The following is a 21933-nucleotide window of genomic DNA, read 5'->3' on the forward strand; positions in this document are numbered from 1 at the left end:
TAGGCACGCCGCCAGCGTTCGTCCTGAGCCAGGATCAAACTCTCCATAAAAGTGGTCCCGAAAGACCCTTATGCTAGAGCTGACTAAAGCTCATAATCCCAATCTCTTGGGGTCCCCGTAAAGTACTTGACTAGGCTGCGAGAGCTTCGCTTCACTTTATGGGGCCGAAACGTTTGGCTTCATTGTTTTGCTGCTCGTTGTTCAGTTTTCAAGGAGCTAACTATTCGTTATCACCTTACTTCGTCGGCGTTTCAACCGCCGGAATAACAATATATCATGTTCGACATCTTTCGTCAAGTATCTTTTTTTATTGTTATTTTCACCGAAGAAGCGACAAGACATACCTTACCACATCCGGCTTATAAACCGCAACCCCTAAGCCGGAAGTTCCAATTTTCTAAATATTAAGTCCTGGAATTGCCGGGGATTGAGACCTATTGATATCAGGAATGTTCCAAGCCCTGCCTGCCGGTATGATCCGAAGCGGATAAACAAACACTAACGGCAACACCCATCACCCATCATCCCATTCCAGACTTCAATGAAAGCGGGGTAAACTGCCATGGGCAGACGCAAAAACAGACAATACGCATACCCTGTTCCACCAGCGGCCATCGATACCTTCAAGGCCGATGTGATGCAACGGGAGGGGTATAACGTCAATCGGCAGCAGCCGGATCAGGTGAAATTTGAGGTGGCCCAATCCATGGGCATCCCTCTCTCCCAAACCGACAACGGCCAGCTCAGGACAGAGGATGCCGGACGGATCGGGGGCAAAATCGGGGGCGCCATGGTCAAGGAAATGATCCGGATGGCTCAGGAGCATCTGGCCTCCCTGCCCTCCTCAGAGAAGCAAAGAACACCCTAATGACAAGGCGGCATAAACCGGCAAGGAGACAAACAAGACCTTTCTCCTGATCAAAAAGAGGAGAAAGGTCTTTGTTTGTATGAAGGTGTTTGGCTTACTTGTTGATTTGGTGGATAGCTTGCCCCAAGGCACCTTCGGCAGCTTCCATAACCATCTCCGCCAGTGTGGGGTGGGCATGGATGGTCAGAGCGATATCCTCCAGCGTAGCCCCCATCTCAATGGCCAGCCCCATTTCGGCAATCAAATTGGAGGCTTCCGGACCGACTACCTGGGCGCCCAGCACCAGACCGGTTTTCTTGTCGGCCACCACTTTGACGAAGCCCTCCGCACTGCCCAGGGACAGGGCCCGGCCGTTGGCGGCATACGGGAATTTGCCGATAGCCGTCTCATAGCCTTCCTTCTTGGCTTCCGTTTCGCTCAAGCCCACGCCGGCAATTTCCGGATCGGAGAAGACCACGGCAGGCAGCGCCTTATAATCCACCACGCTGGGATGTCCGGCGATGGCCTCCGCGGCTACCTTGCCTTCATAGGAAGCTTTATGGGCAAGAGCAGCTCCCGCGACAATATCGCCGATGGCATAAATATGGGGGACACTGGTTTGACCTTTTTCATCCACCTCTATATAGCCCCGGTCGGTAATCTTCATGTTCAGCTGCTCCAGCCCCAGCTCATCCGTATTCGGCCTGCGTCCTACAGTGACCAGCACGTATTCCGCCGTCGCCTGGCGCTCCTCGCCGCCTACCGCATAAGTAACCGTCACGGCCTTATCCGAAGCTTGGGCGGATTTGGCCATGGCGCCGGTTTCGATCACAGCGCCTGCTTTTTGCAGCTTTTTGGCCACCAGGGAGGAAAATTCCTTCTCGAAGCCCGGCAGAATGGCATCCGAACCCTCGAGAATGGTCAGCTTGGAGCCGAATTTGGAGAAGGTTTGGCCCAACTCGATGCCGATATACCCGCCTCCGATGACAATCAGGCTCTCGGGAATATGGTCCAGGCTCAAAGCGGCGGTGGAATCCAGGATTCTGTCTCCGAAGGGGAAAGTCTTCAGTTCAATAGGCCGGGACCCGGTAGCAATGATGCAATCCACAAAGCGGTAACGGGCGCTGTCATAGCCGCTGATCACCCGCACCTCATTGGAGCTGATAAACAGCACCTCGCCGGAGAGAATCTCCACCTTATTGCCCTTCAACAGCCCGCTTACGCCGCCGGTAAGCTTCTTCACAATGCCGCCTTTCCATTCCTGCACCTTGCCAAAATCCACGGAAACCCCTTCCGCCCGGATGCCCATGGTATCCCCATGCTGAACCGCCTCCAGATGATGGGCCGCGGAAATCAGCGCTTTGGAGGGAATACAGCCGCGGTTCAGGCAAACGCCTCCCACCTCGGCTTTATCCACAATCGTCACCTTTCGGCCCAACTGGGCGGCACGGATGGCCGCCACATAACCGCCGGGACCGGCGCCGATCACCAATACGTCAATATCTGTAGTAAATTCACCGACAACCATGAGCCTTACACCTCCATAACCAGCAGCTCCGGATCGGATAACAGCTGCTTGATGAGATTCATTGCGTGCTGCGCGGTAGCCCCGTCGATCAGCCGGTGGTCAAAGCTCAGGGACAAGGCCATTACTTGACCGATTGCCAAAGCGCCATCCCGCACCACAGGCTTCTCGGCAATCCGTCCTGTCCCCAGAATGGCAACCTCGGGCCAATTGATGACAGGGGTAAAAAATTGTCCTCCCGCCGAACCGATATTGGTAATGGAGAAGGTGCTGCCCTTCATTTCGTGGGGGGCAAGCTTGCCGTCTCTGGCTTTGCCGGCCAAGTCGCTGATTTCCGCGGCAATGGTCCACATGCTCTTCCGGTCCGCGTTGGCGACAACAGGCACAATCAATCCGTTGTCCGTATCCGTGGCAATGCCTACATGGTAGGCCTTCTTATATACAATCTCGCTCCGCTCGTCGTCGATGGAGGCGTTCAGAGCGGGATACTGCCTCAAAGCCGCTACCACAGCCTTCACTACAAAGGGCAAATAGGTCAGCTTAACGCCCTTCTTCTCGGCAATCGGCTTCAGCCGCTGGCGGAAGGCCACAAGCTTGGACACGTCCACCTCGTCCATTACAGTTACATGGGGAGCGGTGTACACCGACTTGGCCATCGCTTGGGCGATAATCTTGCGGACACCCTTCAAAGGCACCCGCTCCTCCGCCGCGTCTGCCGTTGCCGGGGCCGTAGAAGCGGTCGCTGCTGCCGTTTGGGCGGCAGGCGCCGCCTCTACAGGAGCGGCTTGCTCTTGGGCGGAAACGGGAGCCGCCGCTTGGACGCCGCCGGAAGCGGCAGCAGTCACATCCTCCCGGGTGATTCTGCCGTTTTTGCCCGAGCCCTGCAGACGGGCCAGATCCACACCCTGCTCCCGGGCGAACTTGCGCACCCCGGGAGTAGCCAGCACCTGGCGCCGGTCCTGCGCCGGAGCCGTTGCCGCCGCAGCGGCGGATGCAGCCGCAGGAGGCACAGCGCCGCCTTGGCCGTCTGCCGCAGGCACGGGAGCAGCTGCCGGAGGCGCAGGCTCTGCAGCCGCGTCACCCGAAGCAGAAGCCACCGCTTCCCCCTCAACCTCGAATACAGCCACCACATCGCCTACATGGGCAACCGTTCCTTCCGCCACCTTAACCTCAACCACCTTCCCCGAAACCGGGGCAGGCACCTCAACTACAGCTTTATCGTTCTGGACCTCCATCATTACCTGGTCCTCTTCCAGCTTGTCTCCGGCCTTGATATGCCATTTTACAATTTCACCCTCGTGAAGACCTTCCCCCAACTCCGGGAACCGGTAATCAAACAGCGCCATCGTTATGCCCTCCTTCCTAAAAATCGAGAACCGTATTGATGCCCGCCAGCACTCTGGCAGGGTCCGGCAGCCACTTATCCTCAATCTGGCCAAAAGCGAATACCGTATCCGGAGCGGTTACCCGAATCACCGGAGCCTCCAGGTGAAGAATCGCTTTTTCATTGATCCGGGCAATAATCTCCGCCGCGGCTCCGGCAGAGCGTTGGGCCTCCTGCACCACCACAACCCGGCCGGTTTTATTGACCGATGCAAGGATCGTATCGGTATCCAAAGGAACCAGCGAGCGCAAATCGATAACCTCCGCCTTGGCTCCTCTGGTCTTTTCCAATTCCTCCGCCGCCTTCAACGCCGTATGCACCATAGCGCCGTAGGCCAGCACCGTCACATCGCTGCCTTCCCGGACCACATTGGCTTTGCCGATGGGAACGGTGTATTCCCCTTCGGGAACCTCCGCCCGGAAGCCGCGGTACAGCTTCAAATGCTCCATGAAAAATACCGGATCATTATCGCGGATGGCGCTGATGAGCAGCCCCTTGGCATCATAAGGATTGGACGGCACAACCACCTTCAAGCCCGGGGTCTGCATAAACAGCCCCTCCAGACTGTCCGTGTGCAGCTCAGGGGCTTTTACCCCGCCGCCAAAAGGAGTACGGAACACAATCGGCGCCTGATAGCGCCCGCCGGAGCGGTACCGCAGACGGGCTGCCTGTCCGCTGATGGAGTCCATCACCTCAAATACAAACCCGATAAACTGAATCTCCGCAACCGGCCGGAAGCCCTGGACACTAAGCCCTACCGCCAGACCGCCGATGCCCGATTCCGCCAATGGCGTATCGAACACGCGCTCTTCGCCGAATTCCTTCTGCAGCCCCTCCGTCGCCCGGAAAACGCCGCCTACCCGGCCCACATCCTCGCCAAACACCAGCACATTGGAATCTCGCGCCAATTCAACCCGCATGGCGTCCGTTATCGCTTGAATCATTGTCATCTGCGCCATATTGTTTCTCCCATCCTTTCCCTTCCCGCCGATTAGTCGGTCTGTATCAGACAAGCCCTTTGAAATATTCCTTCTGCTCCTCCAGGTATGCGGGCGTATGCTCAAACATACTGTCGATCAGCCCCTCCACCGTCATGGGCTCCGCACCCTCCGCCTGCTTGATGGCCGCGGCAACCTCCGCCTTGGCCTCCTCCACAATCTTCATTTCCTGCTCCTCGCTCCACAAGCCCTTCTTCTCCAGGAAGCGGCGGAAACGGACCAGCGGGTCCTTCACTTCCCACTCGCCCTGCTCATCCTTGGTCCGGTATTTGGTGGGGTCATCGCCGGACATGGAGTGGGGACCGAAACGGTAGGTCAGAGTTTCAATAAGGGTAGGGCCTTCGCCCCTCCGGGCCCGCTCCACCGCTTCGGAAGCAGCCTTGTAAACGGCCAGAACATCCATCCCGTCCACCTGAACCCCGGTGATGCCTGCCGCAACCGCTTTTTGCGCAATGGTTCCGGCAGCCGTTTGCTTGGACCGCGGTGTGGAAATGGCATAATGATTATTCTGAACGACGAACACCACCGGAAGCTTATACACACCGGCGAAATTCATCCCTTCGTAAAAATCTCCCTGTGAGGAACCGCCGTCGCCTGTATACACCATAGCCACATTGGAGGTTCCGCGTTTTTTCAGACCCATGGCGACGCCTGCCGCTTGGACAACCTGGGCGCCGATAATAATTTGCGGCAGCAGGACATTAACCCCCTGCGGAATCCGCCCGCCTTCCTGGTGCCCGCGGGAATATAAGAAGGCATTGGCCATAGGCAGGCCGTGCCAGTACAGCTGGGGCATATCACGGTAGCCGGGGCAGACAAAATCCTCCTTGGCCAGAGGAAAGCCGGTTCCCACAATGCTGGCCTCCTGGCCCGATACGGGAGCATAAAAGCCCAGCCGCCCTTGGCGGTTCAAGCTTACGGCGCGCTGGTCCCAGGTACGGGTAAACACCATGCGGCGCATCAGCTCCAGCAGCTGCTCATTCTCCAGCGCCGGCGCTTCCTGGCCTGCAACGATCCCCCCGTCAAGGGATAGAACGGATAGCGGCTCTATCTCTTTCAGTATGGCTTCATAGCGGTTTTCCATCCTTTTTCCACTCCTTCTCTGATATCTGTAATGATAATCATTTTCAATAAGACCGCCTTTACCTCATTCTAAGCCATCCCGGGCGGAAAAACGAATTTTTCGAGGTTTTAATCGAAAAAAGACAAAAATATATAACTTTTTAATCAATCATGGTCGTATCTTCGTTTCAATTCATTTCTCATGCTTAATATTTCTGAAAATTCAATCCCGGAAAAAGCGGCAGCCTCCGTCTTTCCAGTATCTCCCCGGCCATCCAGAAGCTCCCGCAGACTCCCCAAAAAGGCCTCTGCGGAGGGCACTCCCGCCAGCTCCTGGAGACTGGCCATACTGGCCGGCACTACCATGGGATCATCGGCGTGGGAAACACCCCCGGTGGCTTCCCTGTAAAACCGCTGCGCCACCTGGCCTCTCTCCTCCCCGCTGCCCTCCACGATAACAAAAGCGGAGACGACGCAGGCCCGCAGTTGACGCCGTTGGGCGATGCCGCAGAATTTGCGTCCGGACAAGGCCAAATCGTATTCGCCGGGGCAGAAGGAGCCGCGGATTTCTCCCCAACGGACCTCCTTGCTCCACGGCTTAACCGCATCGGCAATCAGATTGGCCATGAGACGAAACTCCCGGTGAAAATCCATCCGCGTCCCTTGCTCATACGGCAGGATCAGGGAGAGGTTCACCACTCCCGAATCCAGCGGCACCGCAGCCCCTCCGGAATTCCGCACCCCAACGGAGAAGCCGTCGCCGCGAAGCTTCTCCATGGCTGTTCCGGCATAAGGCAGCCGCCGGTCCCGCAAACCCAGCACTATCGCTCTGGGATGACGCCATATCCGCGCCAGAGCGGGAAATTCCCCCTTCCCCGTCTTGCGGCAGGCCACCTCATCCCAGGCAAACGCATCTGTCACATCCGCCGACAGCTCTGCCAGCGGCTCTTCAATCAGAACTTTTCTCATGGATAGCTTACCCCATTTTTGCTTACCACAGCATAAACCAGTTTCCGGTGCCCGGGTGCCTCGTCCTGAAGCCTGTAGGCCTCCTGAACCCGTCCGGCGATGCGTTCCAGCTCCCCTTGAGCCTGCCCTTCTTTGGCATACAGCACCGCCAACCCGTCACCCTCTTGAACAGCATCCCCCGTTTTGCGCAAAAGCTGCACCCCAACAGACAAATCAATAAGAGATTCCTTGGTCTCCCGTCCCGCCCCCAGCTCCATGGCAGCCAATCCGATTTCCTCCGCGGTGATATGACCCACGTAACCGGCCCGCGGCGCAGAAACCGTCAATTGCCGTCCGGATACCCGAAGAAGCGCAGGATCATCCCCAACTGCCGGGTCTCCCCCTTGGGCTGCAACAAATTCCTTGAATTTGGCAAGCGCCTCCCCGGAGGCCAGCTTATTCCGCAGAATGTCCTTGGCGGCCTCCGCATTGTCGGCTTTGCCGCCCAGCACCAGCATGTGGGACCCCAGGGTCAGGCAGGTTTCAACCAAATCCGCCGGTCCCCTGCCCTGCAAGGTTTCCACCGCCAGCCGCACCTCCAGGGCATTCCCCACAGCCGTCCCCAACGGCTCCTCCATATCCGTAATCACCGCTACCGTTTCCCGTCCCGTTTCTGTGCCGATGCTGACCATAGCCTCCGCCAGACGGATGGAATCCTCCAAGGTTTTCATAAAAGCGCCGCTGCCGGTTTTTACATCCAGCACAATGGCATCTGCTCCGGCGGCAATTTTTTTGCTCATAATGGAGCTGGCAATCAAGGGAATGGAGTTCACCGTTCCCGTCACATCCCGCAGGCTGTACAGCTTCTTGTCCGCAGGGGTAATATTGCCGGACTGGCCGATCACCGCCACCCCGTGGGTGTTCACCTGCCTGATGAAAGCCTCCGGCGGCATTTCCGTGGAAAAACCGGGTATGGACTCCAGCTTGTCAATTGTGCCCCCGGTATGGCCCAAGCCCCGCCCGGACATTTTGGCCACCGGCACTCCTGCCGATGCGGCCAGAGGAGCCAGCACCAAGGTGACCGTATCCCCTACGCCCCCGGTGGAATGTTTGTCCGTTTTGATCCCGTGGATGGGACTTAAATCCAGCATATCGCCGGAGGCGGCCATAGCCAGCGTCAGGTCCGCCGTTTCCCGCGGGCTCATGCCCTGAAAAAACACGGCCATAGCCCATGCAGCCATCTGGTAATCGGGGATTTCACTTTTGGTGTAGCCGCCAATCAGAAATTCGATTTCTTCCCGGGTCAGCTCGCGGCCATCCCTTTTTTTCTGAATGATATCCACAGTACGCATGAACAGCGCCCCTCCCATAAAAAGTGAAAGAAAGACTACTCTTCCCGATGATCATTCCGGTGCCGAGTAGTCTTTTCAATGAATTTGTAAACGTAACCCTTATTCCCCTACCTGCCGCACAAACGCCTTCACCAGCGCCTGGAACTTGGGTTTGGTGCGGTTGGCCACTTCCATCACCTGCTCATGGGTCAAAGGCTCCAGCTCCTCGCCGATGGCCATGTCGGTAATGCAGGAGATGCCCAGCACCTTCAAGCCCGCATGGCTGGCGGCGATAACCTCGCCTACAGTGGACATGCCTACCGCGTCTCCGCCTACCCGGGCCAGCATCATCAATTCAGCCGGCGTCATGTAAGCCGGGCCGCTGATGCCGCAATAGACTCCCTCCTGGAGCACCAGGGGCTGTCCGGAATCATCCCGCACCTCTGCCGCCAGCTTTTTGGCCAGGGCGCGGTACTCCCGGTTGTACGCCTGGGACATATCGGGGAAGCGCACGCCCAGCTCGGGATCGTTCGGCCCGATGAGGGGATTGGCTCCCGTCATATTGATATGGTCGGAGATCAGCATCAGATCCCCGGCGCGGAAATTCCGGTTCATCCCCCCGGCGGCATTGGTAATTACCAGAGACTGTACGCCCAGCTCCCGCATGACATACACGGGGAATACAACCTTCTTCATGCTGTAGCCTTCATAGAAGTGGAACCGGCCCTGCATGGCAATGACGGTGCGCCCCTCCAGCTCGCCGACCACAAATCTGCCGGCATGTCCTTCCACCGTGGATACGGGGAAATGGGGAACCTCGCTGTAATCGATTATCACCGGATTTTGGATCTGTTCGGCCAAGTCTCCCAAACCTGAACCCAGAATCAGGCCGATGACGGGCAGGGCCTTGCCCAGCTTGCCGCGGATGGCCTCGCAGGCCTCCCGGACTTGAGCAAAAGTACCAACATTTGCGGATATGGACACGTGATAACCTCCCGGATCTCTTTACATTTGAGGAATAAGCCGGATGACGAACTTCAGGAACTGCTGCTTGACCCGGTCTGTGGTCTCCATGACCTCCTCATGGGACAAAGGCTGATCGAGAATCCCCGCCGCCATGTTGCTGATGCAGGAAATACCCAGCACCTCAATGCCCGAATGGCGGGCAATGATCACCTCGGAGACAGTGGACATGCCAACGGCGTCGGCGCCCAATACCCGCAGCATGCGGATTTCCGCCGGGGTTTCATAGGACGGGCCCAAGAGGCCCGCATAAACGCCCTCCTGCAGCTTCAGTCCTTGGGAAGCGGCGATTTCCTTGGCGACGGCGCGCAGCCGTTTGCTGTACGCCTCCGACATATCCGGGAAGCGCACGCCCAGCTCCTTGTGGTTCGGCCCGATCAGCGGGTTATTCCCGGTCATATTCAGATGGTCGGCGATAAGCATCAGATCCCCCGGCTCATAGGAGGTGTTCACGCCCCCCGCCGCATTGGTGACCAGAAGGCCGCCGATGCCCAATGCCTTCATCACCCGGATGGGGAAGGTTACCGTCTCCCCCTGATACCCCTCATACATGTGGAAGCGGCCTTTCATCAAAAGCACCGGACGGCCGCCGATTTTGCCAAGCAGCAGCTCTCCCGCATGTCCCTCCACAGTGGAAACCGGAAAATGGGGGATGTCGCTGTAATCCACTATAACGGCTTCCTCCATGGAATCGGCCAATACGCCCAGCCCGGAGCCCAGAATCAGTCCGATTTCCGGACGGATGGGCGAGCGGGAGGCGATATAGCTTGCCGCCTCTTCAATGCGCTCCAATACATGCTTCTCTGCCATCTATGTACCTCCCTGAATGATATTGCTCTATATCAGCTTGTCCAAAAAGCTGGTTCCCTGCTCCATGGCAGGCAGGCCGAAATTATCCGCCACCAGCGCTCCCAGATCGGCGAAGGTTTCGCGGATTCCCGTGCTGCCGGGCTGGGTCAAGGCCGGGTTGTACAGCAGAATCGGCACGTATTCGCGGGTATGGTCGGTGCCCGCATGGATGGGGTCATTGCCATGATCGGCTGTCAGAATCAGCAAATCCTCCTGGCCGATCTGCGCCATAATCTCCGGCAGGCGGGCATCAAACTCCATCAGCGCCCCGGCATATCCCTCCACATCCCGGCGGTGGCCGAACAGGGAGTCAAAGTCCACCAGGTTGGTAAACACCATGCCGCGGAAATCGCTTTTCAGCACCTCAATGGTCCGGTCGATGCCGTCCTCGTTGCTCTTGGTGGGATAGGAGCGGGTTACACCCTCCCCGGAATAAATATCATTGATCTTGCCCACGGCGATGCAGTCCAGTCCGGCGTCCGCCAGCCGGTTCATCACGGTGGGGGCAGGCGGCTTGACGGCGTAGTCATGCCGGTTGGGGGTCCGCTTGAAGGCTCCCGGCTGCCCCACAAATGGGCGGGCAATGACGCGGCCCACGGCAAATTCGGGACGCAGGGTCAGCTCCCGGGCGATTTTGCAGGCCTGGTAAAGCTCCTCCAGGGGAATGATCTCCTCATGGGCGGCAATCTGGAACACGCTGTCCGCCGAGGTGTAGACAATCCAGGAGCCGGTCTTCATCTGCTCCTCGCCCAGCTCGTCCAGAATTTCCGTGCCGGAGGCCGGTTTGTTGCCGAGAATGCCGCGGCCTGTACGTTGGCTGAATTCCTGAAGCAATTCCGGCGGAAAACCCTCCGGATACGTATTGAAAGGAGTAGTGATGCGGAGGCCCATAATTTCCCAATGGCCGGTCATCGTATCCTTGCCTACGGATTGCTCCGCCATTTTGCCGTAATAGGCCTTGGGCTTGTCCGCTGGCGGGACGGTGCGGAGGGGGGCAATATTGCCCAGCCCCAGCTCCTGCAGATGCGGCACCCGGAAGCTCTTGGCGCGCTCCGCGATGTGGCCCAGAGTATGGGCGCCTGCATCGCCAAAGGACGGGGCATCCGGCAGCTCGCCGATGCCGACGCTGTCCAGTACGATCAGTGCTATGCGTTTGAATGTCATGCTTTCACAAAACCTCCCTCGGGGCTCATCATCCCTGTCCGGGGATGGGCCCGGTTATAAACATCCTTCATTCTGGCCGGGTTGGATTTCACATACATAATGGTGGAGGAAAGGTCGGCATGGCCCAGCATCTCCTGCAAGGCCTTCAAATCCGCCCCGTTTTCCAACAGGTGCACCGCAAAGGAGTGGCGCAGGGTATGGGGGGTGATTTCTCCTATTATCCCCGAATCCGCCGCATGTTTTTTGATGATCTTCCAGAAGCCCTGGCGGGAGAGCCTGCCGCCCAGATGATTGGCAAACAGAGCGGCGCCCTGACCGCCGGGGGTTGCTTCCAGATGCCGCCGCAGCCACAGGGCCGCTTGGGGATGGATGGGAATCATCCGCTCCTTCTCACCTTTGCCGGGGCAGCGGATGAAGCCCATATCCAGATAAACATGCTCCCGGTCCAGGGAAACCAGCTCGGTAACCCGGATTCCCGTGGCATACAGAAGCTCCAGCATAGCCTTATCCCGCAGCCCGTGGGGAGTATCCGCGCGCGGGGCTTCCAGCAGCCTGCCCACTTCCTCAACGGTGAGCACGGAGGGCATTTTCCGCTCCAGCCTGGGGGCTTCCAGTCCGGCAGCGGGGTCATGCTCCAGCACATGCTCTGCGACAAGATATTGGTAAAAGGAGCGGATGGACACCAGACAGCGGTTGATGGTTGCCGATGCCCGTCCCAATTTTTTGAGATGGAGAAAATAGCCCTGTATATGGACGCGCGAGGAATCCTCCAGCCGGATGGATTTCTCCGTCAGGTACCCCAGGTATTGAGCCAGGTCCCGCCGGTAGGACTGAAGCGTATTGAAGGCCAGGCCCCGCTCTTCCCCCAGCAGCTCCAGATAGCGTTGCAAGTGGAGATTCATTGCCTCTCTGCTCCTTATCATACGTTCTTTCGTATTACAAGTTCAACAAAGAGGCTGTTTTTTCCTGCTCCCCTATCGCGGATTCATTCTCCCAACCAATAATACAGCCTTAGACGGTCGGCCATATTGTCCGTTTCCAAGGTGCCGGACTCGTGGCGGAAAACCTTGACTGCGCTGCCCTCCGGCGTCCGGTGGGGGTGGGCGGGCTGCAGCCATTGCCCCACAACCGCCATCATATGATACAGCAAAATCACCAAAACAAAAAACAATGCGATAAATTTCATACGCTCGATCCATTTGCGCATATGTACGATCATCACGGCTCACCTCTTACCGTTAACGTATGATAGAGAGGCAATGACTATGCCTTGTCCCCCGGCTGTCTGGCCGCATGCTTATTATTCCCTTCTGTGCCGGAAAAACACAGTCCAAATCTCTGAACGGGATAATGTTACTTTGGCAATGTTATATTTGCCCATGCCAAACGCCCCCTTCCTCCATACAATGCATCAGGAACCCAAGGGAGATGGTTATGGATATGAGCAGTATGCGGGAGATTCTGGCCGGAATCATGCAAGCGCCCGGCAGGAGCAGCATTAAGAGCAGGAAAAAAAGCGCCGGGCAGGTTCGCAAAATGGTAGTGCTGAAAAACAGCCACTGCTATCATCATTGCCTTGCCCAGCTTCAGGCGCTGGGCATCAAGCCGGTGAAAAAGGTGGCCGGAGCCCATGCGGTGGTATGCCGCTTTCCGGCCAAGGCGAGTTTAAAGGCATTATCGGCGCACAGCATGGTCAAACGGGTGGAGCATGACGCCAAGGTAAGGCTGCACCGCAGGAAGCCTGCGCGCAGCGTGCGGATTTCCGCACCCTGCGCCTCCGTCAATGCCCCCCAGGTGATTCCCTGGGGCGTAAAGCGGGTGGGCGCTCCCGGCGTTTGGCGTTCGCACCAGGGGAGCGGGGTGAAGATCGGCATCATCGACACCGGGATCAGTCCCCACCCCGATCTGCGCATCCGGGGAAGGTTCAATGCCATTGCCGGAGCGCCCGACACGGATGAAAACGGGCATGGCACCCATGTGTCCGGGACCGCAAGCGCCCTGAACAACAGCTTCGGTGTAGTCGGCGTGGCCCCCAAGGCCCGCTTGTATTCGGTCAAAGCCTTTGACGCCAGCGGAAGCGCATATGTGTCGGACATTGTGGAGGCGCTGGAATGGTGCATCAGCCATGGCATGCAGGTCATCAATATGAGCTTCGGCATCAGCGGCGGAAGCGATACGGTGAAGGAGCAAATTGAACGCGCATACCGCAAGGGCATTGTAATGATCGCCTCCGCCGGCAATGACGGTCCCAATACCGAGCAAATCGATTTTCCCGCCCGGCTGCCCCAGGTTATTGCAGTAGCGGCAAGCAACAGCAGCAACAAGGTGGCCAGCTTCAGCAACAGGGGCAAGGGCATCGCCGTCACCGCTCCCGGCGTGGATATTTGCTCCACCCTGCCCAACAGAAGCTACGGCCTGATGAGCGGCACCTCCATGGCCGCCCCTCACGTAACCGGAGCCGCCGCGCTGCTTCTATCGAAGAACCGCAGGCTCAGTCCGGCACGCATCCGCCAGGTGCTGCGGGCCACCGCCAAGCGGCTGAGCGGATATTCCTCCCTGGCTCAGGGAGCAGGACTCGTCCAGGTCGACAAGGCCATCCGCCAGGTGTAATAATCCCCCAAAAGTGACGAGATGCTCCGAAGCGGAATCCGACTACTTTTGGGGGAGCCCCCGAATGAAGATGTGTATTTATGCAGAAAAAAACCCTTTGCCGGGAAGCGCTCCCGCTGAAGGGTTTTTGTGATCGCTATTTATTTCCCTTGGCCTTGGCCTTCTCCCGGCATCTGTGGCAGATGCCCTGAAAATCCAGCCTATGGTCCACCACCGTGAACTGGAATTCCCGGTCCAGCCGCTCCTCCAGAGGGGCCAGCCAGTCCTCCAGAATCTCATCCACCGACCCGCATTGCACACAGATCAGATGGTGATGATGATGATGCGTGCTGTCGTTGCGCAAATCATAGCGGGCTACGCCGTCTCCAAAATTCATTTTCTCCAGAACATGCAGCTCCGACAACAGCTCCAGGGTACGGTACACTGTCGCCAGGCCAATCTCGGGAAATTTATCCTTAACCAGCATGAACACTTCTTCGGCGCTCAGATGGTCTTCTTCGTTCTCCAGCAGGACTCGCACCGTCGCTTCACGTTGGGGTGTCAGCTTGAAAGCCTGCGCCTGCAGCTGTTGTTTGATTTTTTCAATGCGCGCTTCCATCGTTGCCCTCCCTAGGGTTTTCCGGAGGAAAACCGGCGTCGTAAGCATCATGAAGCCAATTCAAGCCCCATCCACCGACACTCTTCCTTCATTATAGGGTGACACGGGAAATAAAGTCAACTTATTCATAGAATCGAGAATACGGACAAGAGCCGCGGCGCCACTTGCTTCATCAACTCCGGGGACAGATACCCCTCATACAGGGCTGCTCCCGCCAGCGCAACCACCATCAAAAGCGCAGTGGCCGTATACCGCCAGAAGGCGCCTGCCAAGGAACCCTCCCGCTCCACCACTCTGGCTTTCACCAGATGAATGGCAAACAGGGTTGCGCCGACACTGACGATGATGAACGCGGGAATGATCACCAGATTCTGGGGAAGGACGGACACAAAAGCAAACAGCACACCGTCCCAGGAATACACGCTGACCATATACCCGACCGTAAAGCCCACCAGCACCCCTTTAAGAAAATCCAGAGCAAACACAAGCGGGAGCCCGATCACGGACAGCCCCAATACCCAGATCAAGCCCAGCCACTTCAGATGCAGGATGACGGATTGCTGGAAGGAAGCTGTGGAATCAAACCCGCCGCCCTGATCTATCGTCGCCGCAAAGGCGGACAAGTGCCGGGCCATTTCCTCTCTCTGCTCCAGGGTCAGGGCCCCTACCAGCACTGCGCCGAAGACAATGCCCGTGGCGAAAAGGACGAAAATAAACAGGAAAAAGGGAAAGTGCTCCTTCATATAACTCCGCAACGGATGCCCGGATGAATTCATGGTTTCATAGCCTCCTTGTCCAAGCCGCATAGTACAGAATATGAGGCTTGACCAAAAACTATGATGCCAACTAAAGAGATAAGTTCATCAGGAGGGCGTCATAATAGCCGCCGGCGATTTTGAAGAAGCGCTCATACGTTCCGCAGGCTTTGAAGCCAAGGCTTTCATATAGACGGATAGCACGCCGGTTGTCCGATCTCACCTTCAGGTCGATAGCCTCAATGGCATTCTCTCTGCCGAACCGGATCAGAGCCTCCATCATGCTGCGCCCGATGCCCTGCCCCCAGCAATCCCGGGAGACCACCAATGATATTTCCGCCCGGTGGGCAATCCGCTCCCGGTTCGATCCCGCCAGGGAACCTATGGCGACGATTTCGCCGTTCCGTTTGGCGGTGAGGGTAACGGAATGAGGGAGACTGCCTTGGCTTCTGATCCACTCCCGCTCCTGCTCAACAGTCAACCGCATCTCATCCGCCCCGAACAGCAGGTTGTCGCTCTCCCCGCCCACCCGGTTGAGAAACCTTAAGATATCCTCCGCATCCTCCGGGTCAGCCCTTGCGATCGTCCACTCTGACTCTGCCATATGTCCCTCCGCCTCCTGCATCCACTTGAAGGGCGCCGCCGCGGGCCGCGCCGATCATACCGGCAATGCTCGCTCCCGCGGTTTCCGCAATTTCCTCCAATGGCGCTCTGTGCAAAATGTTCATTTCCGTCCCGAACCGGGCCAGCAGCTTGTCCAGCAGCTTGGGCCCCAGTCCGGGCAAAAACTCCAGCGGCACCTGATAATGATAAGACGGCCGATGGGCTCCCACTATAGGGGCCTGGCGGTCTGCAATATCCTTAATCCGGTCCATAACACCGCGGACAATCTTGGTGCTGCCGCAATAGAAGCAGCGCTCTGTGGACAGCTCCGCCTCATCCACAATGGAGCCGCATGCGGCGCAGTAGGTGCGGTGGTATTTGCCCAGCCTGGGATTCAGGCCATAATTGCCAGTCACACCGCGGCCGTCCCGATTCCGCAGGGCAAGCACAAATTCCTTGTAGGTAGGCTCGGCCATCCGAATCCGGTTGTACTCCCGGCCAATCTTGGAGAGGGAATGGGCGTCCGAATCCGTCAGAAAGGTCAATCCGTCCAGCTCGGGAAGGTAAGAAGCCATTTCCGTGTCGGCGCTAAGCCCCAGCTCCACAGCCAGGAGCCGTTCTACATCCAGAAGCTCGGACATCCGCTCCGCCGCGCTGCCGTAGACACTCTTATATGGGGTAAAAATATGGGCGGGAATCAGAATGCCTCCCCTTGACTCCGCCTCCTGCTGCAGCTTCCGGGTGCTGACATAGATGCGCTGGGAGCTGAGCTGGACATTCTTCATCACTCCGGACAGCCAAACCGTGAAGGCCTTCATGGACCGCAGGTCAGGCAGGAACACCAGGAAGTGTGCCGGTCCCCGGCCAGGCTCCTTTACCTCCAGCTCCGAACCCAGCAGGATGGTGGTGTTGTGGTAGCGGATGCCTCCGCCCTCCAACTCCTCCATTTCCCCCTTCTCCAGATAGCTGTCGATTTCCGCTTGTACGCCGGGGGAATGGCAATCGATAATGCCCACCACATCAATGCCTTTCCGCTGGGAGGCCTCGCGGGCGATGTTGTGGAAGGTCAGATTGGCTGCGCCGCTGATCTTGACGGGCAGCCCCGACTCGGTGCGCCCGATGTGGATGTGCATGTCCGCGTAAAACTCCTGCAGCTCCTTCATCTCCATCTTATATCTTCCCTGTCAGCCGGTAGAGCTTCCAGGCGTATACCGCCATGATGGTTTTCGCATCCCCGATGCGCCCTTCCGCGATATACCGCTCCGCTTCCTCCAGAGTAATGGCATTGCAGTCAAGGAACTCATCCTCGTCCAGATGGGCTTCACCTCTGGTCAGCTTTTCCGCAACAAAAAGATGGATAATCTCGTTTGCAAATCCCGGAGAGGTGTAAAAAGAATGTATAAGGCGAATCTCTCCGGCAGCATAACCCGTTTCCTCCTCCAGCTCGCGGATTGCCGCCGCCAGAGGCTCCTCGCCGTGATCCAGCTTGCCTGCCGGGATTTCCACCAGGTTCTTCTCGAAGGGCTTGCGGTATTGCTCCACCACCAGCATTTTATCCTCCACCAGAGCAATGACCGCCACGGCTCCCGGATGCTTGACAATTTCCCGGGTGGCCGTTTCGCCGTTGGGCAGCCGGACCGTATCGACTTGCAGAGAGATGATCCGCCCGTTAAAAATGGGTTCCGTACTAAGGGTGACTTCCTCAAATTTGCTGGATGTTTGTTCGTTCATGGTCTCTTTCTCCTTTTCTGTAAAAGACATGACTTTGACGCGCCGGTCATATGAATAGCATTATACCATGCTTGCCGGGAAATCACCTCGGGGTATTGCGCAATCGGCGTATGGTCGACTATGAAAAGAAAAGAGGGTGCCTCCCATGAAAACCCGCTGCAGCAACGCAAGTCTCCTGATGACCGGAAAAGCCCATGAAGTGCGCCGGATGCTGCGGCTGCTTCTGGACGAATCTCCCAATCCCCATATGCCGCTTGTGGAGCAGTTGAACTGGCGCGCAGGCTTGCACCCGAAGGCTTCCCTTGTAAGGCATGCCACCTTCCGCGCCTACCCGGCTCCATCCAAGGAACAAATCCTTTAAGACCGGAAGCGGTATCCGGAAAATAGCTTGCCCGCATTGTACAAGATTTCAGCCAAATGGTATACTGTTCCAGACAGGCGCACAGGTGTTTGCCTGCCGCTTATTTTCCAAGAAGGAGCAGTGCCATGGAGCCGTTAAAACATATGTACACGCGGGAGCTGCTGGAGGACTTCGCCCTCAAGGTGTCCGGAGTTTATCCTTCCTTTGACCGGCCCGGGTTTCTCGCGGCAGTCTTCGATAACGGATGGGAGGCCCGGGAGCTGAAGGACCGCTACCGCCATATCGCCCAGGTGCTGGGCGGATTCCTGCCGGCGGATTATGACCAGGCGATCCGGATTCTGGAGACGCTTACCGGTGAATGCACCGGCTTCCCCTATATCTTTTTTCCGGAGTTCGTCAGCCTATTCGGTTTGGAGCATTGGGACACCTCCCTCCGCGCCCTTTGCAGCTTCACTCCATCCAGCTCCTCTGAATTTGCCGTAAGGCCGTTTATTGAAGCGGACCAGGACCGGATGCTTGCGGCAATGCTGGCCTGGACCCAAGCTCCCAACGAGCATGTGCGGCGTCTGGCCAGCGAAGGCTGCCGTCCCCGTTTGCCCTGGGGCAAGCCCTTGCGGCGGCTGATCGCCGATCCGGAGCCGCTTTTTCCCATTCTGACGGCGCTCCTGCAGGATGAATCGGAATATGTGCGCCGGAGTGTGGCCAATAATCTCAACGATATTTCCAAGGACCACCCGGAGACGGTATTGAAGCTGGCCACCGCCCATCTGGGGTCAAGCCGGGAAACCGACCGGCTTCTGAAGCATGCCTGCCGCACGCTGCTAAAAAAAGGGAACCCCGAGGCGCTCCGCCTCTTTGGGTTTGGCGGCGGCGACATTCAGGCCCACGTGGAAATCGGCGAGCTGCGGGTAGAGCCGGAGACAATCCGGCTGGGAGAGGAGCTCCGCTTTTCGTTTCGGCTTGCCGCAAGCCAGCCAGTATCGGTACGGCTCCAATATGCCATTGACTATGTCAAGGCCAACGGCAAAACCGCCCCCAAGCGCTTCCACCTTCCCGAGCGGAAGGAATTTTGCGGCGATGAGGCGATATCCTGGGGCGTGACCGTCAAGGATTTTACCACCCGCAAGCATTATCCCGGGTATCACCGGGTCTCCATTCTGGTGAACGGAGAGGAGCGCGCCTCCGCCGGGTTTATGCTGGAGACATCCGGCGATTAACAAGGGGCGGCACGCAGCCTGCAATTGCCCAGTTATTTAAATGAGAAAAACGCCTGCGGCGTCCTTTGGGGCTGGAGCTGCGCGTTTATCAAGACGTTTGAGTTTGACGGACTGCGGTTCCGTTATTTCGCTAAAATCCGCCTTTTTTTCTCCTCCGCGGACTCACGATCCGTTAAATCTGAAAAAATGGGGGATTCCAGGCTTCTGGAGCAAAATAGCGGAACGTCTGTCCGTGTAAATCTGAAAACGGATCACATTCGGAAAATAACGGATTCTCTGTCCGCCCAACTGTGACGAGGATAATGCGTCAGAAGGACAAAACCCTCCAGAATGTCCATTGAAAAGTGGACATCGCAGCTACAGAGGTCGCTCTGGGATACATGTCTATATAGCGTTCGTTTCCGTATAAGGAACAAAACCACAGCACAACCGCATTAGAAACGCATAGGGGCATGACTTTCTGTGACTTTGAGAAAAACTCTCCTTCCTCCGAATACTTTTCTGATATGTTGCAAAAAAAGCCGGCTCTCCCCCTTGGGAAAGAACCGGCTTCTTATATTTCAGTCAAGCGTCAGCCCAGCACCACTTCAATTTGATGCACAGCGCCGTCACCCTGGACAGGGATCACATTGCCCTCCACTTCCTTGCCGTTAAGCCGAATGCCGGCCACTCCGGATTGCACACCTTTTGGGTTCACAATGCGGATATCGTACACATCTCCCCGGAAGCTGCGTCTGATCCGGCATTCCTCCCAATGGGCCGGAATGACCGGCTCCAGCCGGAAGGAAGTGTAGCCGGGATGGAAGCCCAGCATATATTGGGTGGCGGAGCGGAAGATCCAGCCTGCCGTTCCCGTTACCCAGGCGAACATGGTTTGGCCTGCGCGGGGATTATCCGGACCGAAATACATATTGGTCAGGGCATAAGGCTCGCAGCCGGAATAATCCGAGGGATTGCTTTCACTGTCCGGCATAATTTTGAGCATGGTGCGGTACGCTTCATTGCCCCGGCCCAAGCAGCAGTCGGACACAATCTTGAAGGTGCCGCCGTGGCAATAGGGGGCGCCGTTCTCCCAGATGCCGCCTACAAAGCCGGTCAACCGCCCGATTTCCGGTCTGTAATGGGTGTATGTGGGGGAAAGGGTTAACGGCCCGTAGGGGGAATCCAACCGCTCATCCACCGCCTTCAGACATTGGGCCACCCGCTCCCCTTCAGCGACTCCGGACATCAAAGCCCAGGTTTGACTGTTCAGATAGATGCTGCCCTCTTCCTCCGTATGGGTACCCACCCTGTCCCCGGCGTCATTGTAGCCGGCCAAATACCATTCTCCGTCCCAGCCCTTGTCATTGACTGCCTCCTTAATCCGGACGGCCCGCTCCTTCATCTCTTCCGCCACCGCTTCATCCTTGCGCACAAAGGAGGCCATTTCCGCCGTATGGTTCAAAGCGAAATACAAGGCGATGGAGGTCCATACACTTTCGCCCTTGCCGCCTACGCCGATGCCGTTCAGAGAGTCGTTCCAGTCTCCGTCATGGGCCAGCACCAGATTCCGTTCGCCCAAATCCTCCGAGGAATAACGGGCGGCAGTGAGCATATGCTCCCACACGGTAGCCTCCCCTTCGTCCAGATAGGGCACCACAATATCCAAAAAGCCGTAGTCGCCGGTTTCCTTCAAGTAAGCATTGACGGTAGGCGCAATCCAAACCGGACCATCGGAATAGATGTGAGTATCCAGCGGCAGCCATCCCCTTACACAGCGGCCGTCCCGGTATTGGTAGCGCAGGGTTTCCAGAATTTTTTCCTTGGCCAGCTCAGGGTTAAAGGAAGCGATAGCCCAAGCGTCCTGAAGCTGATCCCGGAAGCCTTTCCCCGTATCCCGTCCGGCCTCGGCGCAAAGCTGCACCTGCTGCTTGATCCAGTTGTTCACCAGCGTATTCACTTTTCCGTCCGGGGTTTCAATCCGGATGGTTTCCTTCATCCGTTCACGGGAAGCCAGCAGCTCGGCAAAATCCGCCTCAATCCGGCCGGGGGCAAACAGCTTCTCCGCCACGCCGCAGGCCCGTTCACGGGTATCCGTTGCCCCGATAAGGATGTGGAAGCTGCGGGACTCGCCGGGCTGGAGGGTCACCCCATTCTCCAGCACCCCTACCATATCCTCGTTGGAGGCCAGGCTGCCGGTGCAGCCTCCCGCCGCCACAGCATCGGGACATTGCAGGTTGCCGTAGGTGCCCACAAAGGCTTTGCGGGAGCTGTCGTAACCGCTTACAGGCTCACTGCAGGCAATAAATCCGTTAAACCAGCCATGTGTTCTGTCCTGGGTGGTGTTGTACGCCATAAGAAGCTGGTGATCGCTGTCAAATTCGGCGAATAGATTGGAATAATAATTGCTGTAAATTTTGTAGCCGGTAAGGGAAAATTCCACGAAGGAAAACAGCTTCATCTTCCTTGCCCGGTCAGACTGGTTGGACAGGGTGACGGTCCAGATTTCAACAGGGTCCTCGCCGTTGATGAATACACGGGCTTCCGCCTCGATTCCGTTTAAGGCACCGCTGAGGCGGGAGTAACCCAGACCGTGGACACAGCTGTATTCATCCAGCTCGGTGCGGGAGGGGAACCAGCCGGGATTCCAGCAAGCTCCTGTTTCCTCATCATGGAGATAAAAATAACGGTTGCCGTTTTTGATAATGACAGCTCTCCCCTTGCCCTCCGGGTCAATATATGCCGCCGCCCGGTCACCGTATGCGCCTGTGCCGCCGCCAAGCTGGTTCACGCCGGACAGCAAAAGCGGGTTCCACAGATAGTTCAACATGGGCCGCGGAGTACGCGGGGTGGTAAAAACAAACTCTGACCCCTCATTGGAAAAATGGCCGAAACTGCTCATTTACATTCTCCTCCTTTAGGTTTGGGGAACGTTCCCCATTTTGTGC

General features: G+C 57.3%; 21 protein-coding genes. 4 read left to right on the top strand and 17 right to left on the bottom strand.

Features of this window, described 5'->3' with window-relative positions; translation table 11 throughout:
* Positions 1–562: 562 nt before the first annotated feature.
* Positions 563–868, top strand: coding sequence for an alpha/beta-type small acid-soluble spore protein (locus tag DQG13_RS13050; protein WP_113020213.1), 306 nt, complete (start codon positions 563–565; stop codon positions 866–868).
* Between the two features lie 94 nt (positions 869–962).
* Here the strand turns inward: DQG13_RS13050 and lpdA are convergent, their stop codons facing one another.
* The 11 genes from lpdA to DQG13_RS13105 all read right to left on the bottom strand — a co-directional run bounded on the left by lpdA (position 963) and on the right by DQG13_RS13105 (position 12350).
* Entirely contained in the window at positions 963–2375 is a 1413-nt protein-coding gene (gene lpdA, locus DQG13_RS13055; protein ID WP_113020214.1) for a dihydrolipoyl dehydrogenase, read from the bottom strand.
* 5 nt (positions 2376–2380) lie between these two features.
* Positions 2381–3718, bottom strand: a complete 1338-nt coding sequence (locus DQG13_RS13060; protein WP_113020215.1) for a dihydrolipoamide acetyltransferase family protein — start codon at positions 3716–3718, stop codon at positions 2381–2383.
* 16 nt (positions 3719–3734) lie between these two features.
* Positions 3735–4715: an alpha-ketoacid dehydrogenase subunit beta gene (locus DQG13_RS13065; RefSeq protein WP_113020216.1), complete on the bottom strand. Its 981-nt coding sequence runs from the start codon at positions 4713–4715 to the stop codon at positions 3735–3737.
* 46 nt (positions 4716–4761) lie between these two features.
* Positions 4762–5838, bottom strand: a complete 1077-nt coding sequence (gene pdhA / locus DQG13_RS13070) for a pyruvate dehydrogenase (acetyl-transferring) E1 component subunit alpha (RefSeq protein WP_113020217.1) — start codon at positions 5836–5838, stop codon at positions 4762–4764.
* Between the two features lie 143 nt (positions 5839–5981).
* Complete coding sequence (locus DQG13_RS13075; RefSeq protein ID WP_113020218.1) at positions 5982–6785, bottom strand: lipoate--protein ligase family protein; 804 nt, start codon at positions 6783–6785, stop codon at positions 5982–5984.
* Positions 6782–8116 carry a pyrimidine-nucleoside phosphorylase gene (locus DQG13_RS13080; protein ID WP_113020219.1) on the bottom strand — a complete coding sequence of 445 codons (1335 nt, stop codon included), beginning with the start codon at positions 8114–8116 and terminating at the stop codon, positions 6782–6784. Before DQG13_RS13080 ends, DQG13_RS13075 begins: the two co-directional genes overlap by 4 nt.
* Before the next feature lie 99 nt (positions 8117–8215).
* Positions 8216–9022, bottom strand: a complete 807-nt coding sequence (locus DQG13_RS13085) for a purine-nucleoside phosphorylase (RefSeq protein ID WP_397333968.1) — start codon at positions 9020–9022, stop codon at positions 8216–8218.
* 78 nt (positions 9023–9100) lie between these two features.
* Positions 9101–9928, bottom strand: coding sequence for a purine-nucleoside phosphorylase (locus DQG13_RS13090; RefSeq protein WP_113020220.1), 828 nt, complete (start codon positions 9926–9928; stop codon positions 9101–9103).
* A gap of 27 nt (positions 9929–9955) precedes the next feature.
* A complete protein-coding gene (gene deoB / locus DQG13_RS13095) occupies positions 9956–11131 on the bottom strand; it encodes a phosphopentomutase (RefSeq protein WP_113020221.1) in 1176 nt (391 codons plus the stop codon).
* Positions 11128–12033 carry a site-specific tyrosine recombinase XerD gene (gene xerD, locus DQG13_RS13100; RefSeq protein ID WP_113020222.1) on the bottom strand — a complete coding sequence of 302 codons (906 nt, stop codon included), beginning with the start codon at positions 12031–12033 and terminating at the stop codon, positions 11128–11130. The genes deoB and xerD overlap by 4 nt, the downstream gene beginning before the upstream one ends.
* Positions 12034–12116: 83 nt before the next feature.
* Positions 12117–12350 carry a DUF4227 family protein gene (locus DQG13_RS13105; protein ID WP_113020223.1) on the bottom strand — a complete coding sequence of 78 codons (234 nt, stop codon included), beginning with the start codon at positions 12348–12350 and terminating at the stop codon, positions 12117–12119.
* Positions 12351–12571: 221 nt separating this feature from the next.
* Between DQG13_RS13105 and DQG13_RS13110 the strand changes: the two genes are divergently transcribed.
* Entirely contained in the window at positions 12572–13741 is a 1170-nt protein-coding gene (locus tag DQG13_RS13110; protein WP_181592731.1) for a S8 family peptidase, read from the top strand.
* Between the two features lie 136 nt (positions 13742–13877).
* On the opposite strand, the gene fur is transcribed toward DQG13_RS13110, so the two are convergent.
* The 5 genes from fur to DQG13_RS13135 all read right to left on the bottom strand — a co-directional run bounded on the left by fur (position 13878) and on the right by DQG13_RS13135 (position 17428).
* On the bottom strand, positions 13878–14339 hold the full coding sequence (gene fur, locus DQG13_RS13115) for a ferric iron uptake transcriptional regulator (RefSeq protein WP_113020225.1): 462 nt from the start codon (positions 14337–14339) through the stop codon (positions 13878–13880).
* A gap of 125 nt (positions 14340–14464) precedes the next feature.
* Complete coding sequence (spoIIM, locus tag DQG13_RS13120; RefSeq protein ID WP_113020226.1) at positions 14465–15115, bottom strand: stage II sporulation protein M; 651 nt, start codon at positions 15113–15115, stop codon at positions 14465–14467.
* Between the two features lie 70 nt (positions 15116–15185).
* A complete protein-coding gene (locus DQG13_RS13125) occupies positions 15186–15698 on the bottom strand; it encodes a GNAT family N-acetyltransferase (protein WP_181592732.1) in 513 nt (170 codons plus the stop codon).
* Complete coding sequence (locus DQG13_RS13130) at positions 15664–16860, bottom strand: endonuclease Q family protein (protein WP_113020328.1); 1197 nt, start codon at positions 16858–16860, stop codon at positions 15664–15666. The genes DQG13_RS13125 and DQG13_RS13130 overlap by 35 nt, the downstream gene beginning before the upstream one ends.
* Before the next feature lie 7 nt (positions 16861–16867).
* Positions 16868–17428 carry an NUDIX domain-containing protein gene (locus DQG13_RS13135; RefSeq protein WP_113020228.1) on the bottom strand — a complete coding sequence of 187 codons (561 nt, stop codon included), beginning with the start codon at positions 17426–17428 and terminating at the stop codon, positions 16868–16870.
* A gap of 145 nt (positions 17429–17573) precedes the next feature.
* On the opposite strand from DQG13_RS13135, the gene DQG13_RS13140 reads away from it, so the two are divergent.
* Together DQG13_RS13140 and DQG13_RS13145 are read left to right on the top strand one after the other, a co-directional pair.
* Positions 17574–17789 carry a hypothetical protein gene (locus tag DQG13_RS13140; RefSeq protein WP_113020229.1) on the top strand — a complete coding sequence of 72 codons (216 nt, stop codon included), beginning with the start codon at positions 17574–17576 and terminating at the stop codon, positions 17787–17789.
* A 125-nt stretch (positions 17790–17914) separates the two neighbouring features.
* Positions 17915–19006, top strand: coding sequence for a DNA alkylation repair protein (locus DQG13_RS13145; RefSeq protein ID WP_181592733.1), 1092 nt, complete (start codon positions 17915–17917; stop codon positions 19004–19006).
* Positions 19007–19577: 571 nt separating this feature from the next.
* On the opposite strand, the gene DQG13_RS13155 is transcribed toward DQG13_RS13145, so the two are convergent.
* On the bottom strand, positions 19578–21887 hold the full coding sequence (locus DQG13_RS13155; RefSeq protein ID WP_113020232.1) for a GH36-type glycosyl hydrolase domain-containing protein: 2310 nt from the start codon (positions 21885–21887) through the stop codon (positions 19578–19580).
* Positions 21888–21933: the final 46 nt, after the last annotated feature.

Origin of the sequence: Paenibacillus sp. YN15, from assembly GCF_003285005.1 — a bacterium.
Taxonomy (GTDB): Bacteria; Bacillota; Bacilli; order Paenibacillales; family NBRC-103111; genus Paenibacillus_AR.

Coding starts and splice junctions, on each gene's coding strand:
- DQG13_RS13050 (WP_113020213.1), top strand. CDS start 563: ATGGGCAGACGCAAAAACAGACAATACGCATACCCTGTTCCACCAGCG.
- lpdA (WP_113020214.1), bottom strand. CDS start 2,375: ATGGTTGTCGGTGAATTTACTACAGATATTGACGTATTGGTGATCGGC.
- DQG13_RS13060 (WP_113020215.1), bottom strand. CDS start 3,718: ATGGCGCTGTTTGATTACCGGTTCCCGGAGTTGGGGGAAGGTCTTCAC.
- DQG13_RS13065 (WP_113020216.1), bottom strand. CDS start 4,715: ATGGCGCAGATGACAATGATTCAAGCGATAACGGACGCCATGCGGGTT.
- pdhA (WP_113020217.1), bottom strand. CDS start 5,838: ATGGAAAACCGCTATGAAGCCATACTGAAAGAGATAGAGCCGCTATCC.
- DQG13_RS13075 (WP_113020218.1), bottom strand. CDS start 6,785: ATGAGAAAAGTTCTGATTGAAGAGCCGCTGGCAGAGCTGTCGGCGGAT.
- DQG13_RS13080 (WP_113020219.1), bottom strand. CDS start 8,116: ATGCGTACTGTGGATATCATTCAGAAAAAAAGGGATGGCCGCGAGCTG.
- DQG13_RS13090 (WP_113020220.1), bottom strand. CDS start 9,928: ATGGCAGAGAAGCATGTATTGGAGCGCATTGAAGAGGCGGCAAGCTAT.
- deoB (WP_113020221.1), bottom strand. CDS start 11,131: ATGACATTCAAACGCATAGCACTGATCGTACTGGACAGCGTCGGCATC.
- xerD (WP_113020222.1), bottom strand. CDS start 12,033: ATGAATCTCCACTTGCAACGCTATCTGGAGCTGCTGGGGGAAGAGCGG.
- DQG13_RS13105 (WP_113020223.1), bottom strand. CDS start 12,350: ATGATCGTACATATGCGCAAATGGATCGAGCGTATGAAATTTATCGCA.
- DQG13_RS13110 (WP_181592731.1), top strand. CDS start 12,572: ATGAGCAGTATGCGGGAGATTCTGGCCGGAATCATGCAAGCGCCCGGC.
- fur (WP_113020225.1), bottom strand. CDS start 14,339: ATGGAAGCGCGCATTGAAAAAATCAAACAACAGCTGCAGGCGCAGGCT.
- spoIIM (WP_113020226.1), bottom strand. CDS start 15,115: ATGAATTCATCCGGGCATCCGTTGCGGAGTTATATGAAGGAGCACTTT.
- DQG13_RS13125 (WP_181592732.1), bottom strand. CDS start 15,698: ATGGCAGAGTCAGAGTGGACGATCGCAAGGGCTGACCCGGAGGATGCG.
- DQG13_RS13130 (WP_113020328.1), bottom strand. CDS start 16,860: ATGAAGGAGCTGCAGGAGTTTTACGCGGACATGCACATCCACATCGGG.
- DQG13_RS13135 (WP_113020228.1), bottom strand. CDS start 17,428: ATGAACGAACAAACATCCAGCAAATTTGAGGAAGTCACCCTTAGTACG.
- DQG13_RS13140 (WP_113020229.1), top strand. CDS start 17,574: ATGAAAACCCGCTGCAGCAACGCAAGTCTCCTGATGACCGGAAAAGCC.
- DQG13_RS13145 (WP_181592733.1), top strand. CDS start 17,915: ATGGAGCCGTTAAAACATATGTACACGCGGGAGCTGCTGGAGGACTTC.
- DQG13_RS13155 (WP_113020232.1), bottom strand. CDS start 21,887: ATGAGCAGTTTCGGCCATTTTTCCAATGAGGGGTCAGAGTTTGTTTTT.